The 2,278-nt window shown below is 59.0% G+C and carries 1 protein-coding gene; it reads left to right on the top strand.

Going from position 1 to position 2,278, the window contains the following annotated elements:
* Positions 1-523: 523 nt before the first annotated feature.
* Positions 524-2,257: a group II intron reverse transcriptase/maturase gene (gene ltrA / locus ACFPZ3_RS70225; RefSeq protein WP_379525383.1), complete on the top strand. Its 1,734-nt coding sequence runs from the start codon at positions 524-526 to the stop codon at positions 2,255-2,257.
* Positions 2,258-2,278 lie beyond the last annotated feature (21 nt).

Raw genomic sequence — 2,278 nt, 5'->3', positions numbered from 1 at the left:
GGATTCCTTTCTCGGTCACAACTGATTCGTCCGATGGTCGGTGTAATCCCGACCCCTCATGATGCATGGAGGAAAAGCAACATCCTCATGGCTGCGATTGGTTATCAATGCTATGGGAGCAGGGATGTGAAGGGGATAAGCGGCGACCTCGACGTTCGTGACACCCCAAGCAGGTTGCCTATGGTCAGGAGACGAACGCACGCCCGAACTGTCGTTAGTAGCAACAGACCCACGCGAGGTAGAGGGTCTGGCCCGCGAGGGCATGGTCATCGGGGCGGACAGGTCCAACGGTGTCCGCCCGTGCATCCATCTGGTGGCCCGGCAGACAGTGCGGACCTAAGGGCAGCGTCAAACGGATGAATCGGAACGGAGTAACCCCGTGCAGGCTCTCATCAATGCGATGAGCAGGCGACCAGGCCGTATGCCCACACGGGGAAGGATTGCCCGAGAAGCAAATGCGTGGGGTAATGCCCACGATAAGCCGACGCGGGCACGGTCATGTGGAAGGAAAGGGGTGTGAGTAGTGGGAAGAAACGGAAGCGGCGACGTTCCCGATGAGGGGCGGACGATCGAAGACTGGACATCGATTCCCTGGCGGAAGCTGGAGACCACGGTGTACCGCCTGCAAAAGCGCATCTTCCGAGCCTCGTGCCGTGGCGATGTGTCGGTGGTCTGGAGTTTGCAACGCCTGTTGATGAAATCGGAAGCCGCTCGCTGTTTGGCAGTACGTCGGGTGACGCAGGACAACCGAGGCAAGCACACGGCCGGGATCGATGGAGTCGCTTCCGTCTTACCTAGTCAGCGCTGGCAGATGGTGGAACGCCTGCGGGATCCGGAGACGATCAAGCCCCGACCCGTTAGGCGGGTCTGGATTCCCAAGCCTGGGAAAACCGAGAAGCGCCCTCTGGGCATTCCTGTGATGTTGGACCGGGCACTTCAGGCACTAGTGAAGATTGTTCTGGAGCCTGAGTGGGAAGCAAGGTTTGAGCCGAACAGTTATGGTTTCCGCCCGGCCCGCTCGGCTCATGATGCGATTGCGGCAATCTTCGATGCGACGTGCAAGAAGGACAAATATGTCCTGGACGCGGACATCGAAGGATGCTTCGATAACATCGCGCATGAGCCTCTTCTGGACAAGCTCGCCACGTTCCCCATGCTGAGGCGCCTTATCAAGGGCTGGCTCACTGCGGGGGTCATGGAGGGCGGAGTCGTGGAGGACACCTGGCGGGGCAGCCCGCAAGGTGGGGTCATTTCTCCGCTGCTGGCATTGATCGCGCTCCATGGGTTGGAAACGAGGATCACATCAGCGTTTGGCAGTCGCGACCGTCCTCAGGTTGTGACCTATGCCGACGATTTTGTGGTTCTGCATCCAACTCGGGAAGGCATCGAGAAGGCCCAGTTTCTCGCTGAGGAGTGGCTAAAGGGTGTCGGGCTGCGTTTGAAGGCGAGCAAGACCCGGATTGCTCATACCCGGCTTGCCCTGGATGGGCACGCTGGATTCGAGTTTCTAGGTTTTCACGTACGTCGATACGTGACCGGCGAGTTCCGGCCAGGTAACGATGGACGGAAGCAACCCATCATCAAGACGCTCATCAAACCCAGCAAGGAATCCGTTAAACGGCATCATCGAGCCATGCGGGACATCGTGCGTGCACGCAAGACCGTTCCGCATGAGGCGTTGATCAGCGACCTCAACCCCGTCATCCGAGGCTGGTCGATGTATTACCGCACGGTGGTCTCCAAGAAAGTCTTCGCCTCTTGCGACTACCGGCTGTTCTCCACGTTGATGCACTGGGCAGGCCGCCGCCATCCAAAGAAGAGCGCGGGTTGGGTGTTCGCTAAGTACTGGCGGCGAAGCGAACGGGGCCGCTGGGAATTCTCTATCCCAGACGGTCCACGTCTCGCTGTTCACGCGGATATTCCCATCAAGCGTCACGTGAAGGTGCGCGGTCACGCCAACCCTTATGACGGGAACCTTGTCTACTGGGCTGACAGGCTACGAGTCCATCCGCTGACCACAAGCAGGATTGCGATCCTACTTCGCCGTCAACGAGGAAAGTGCGCAAACTGCCGACTACTGTTCACCGAAGCCGACACCATCACCGTCAAACGACTCTCCCCTCCGAGCTGGAGAGGATTGACTGATCTGGCGAGTATGCGTGCCGTGCATCAGCATTGCCACGGCAAAGTCAACGACATCGCGGGAGAAGTCATCGCCGCGAACGTCGCCAGGGTATTCACGACAAGAACCGCATGACTGAGGAGCCGGATGAAGCTA

Source organism: Nonomuraea insulae, from assembly GCF_042656245.1.
This window is presented reverse-complemented; position numbering and strand designations above follow the sequence as displayed.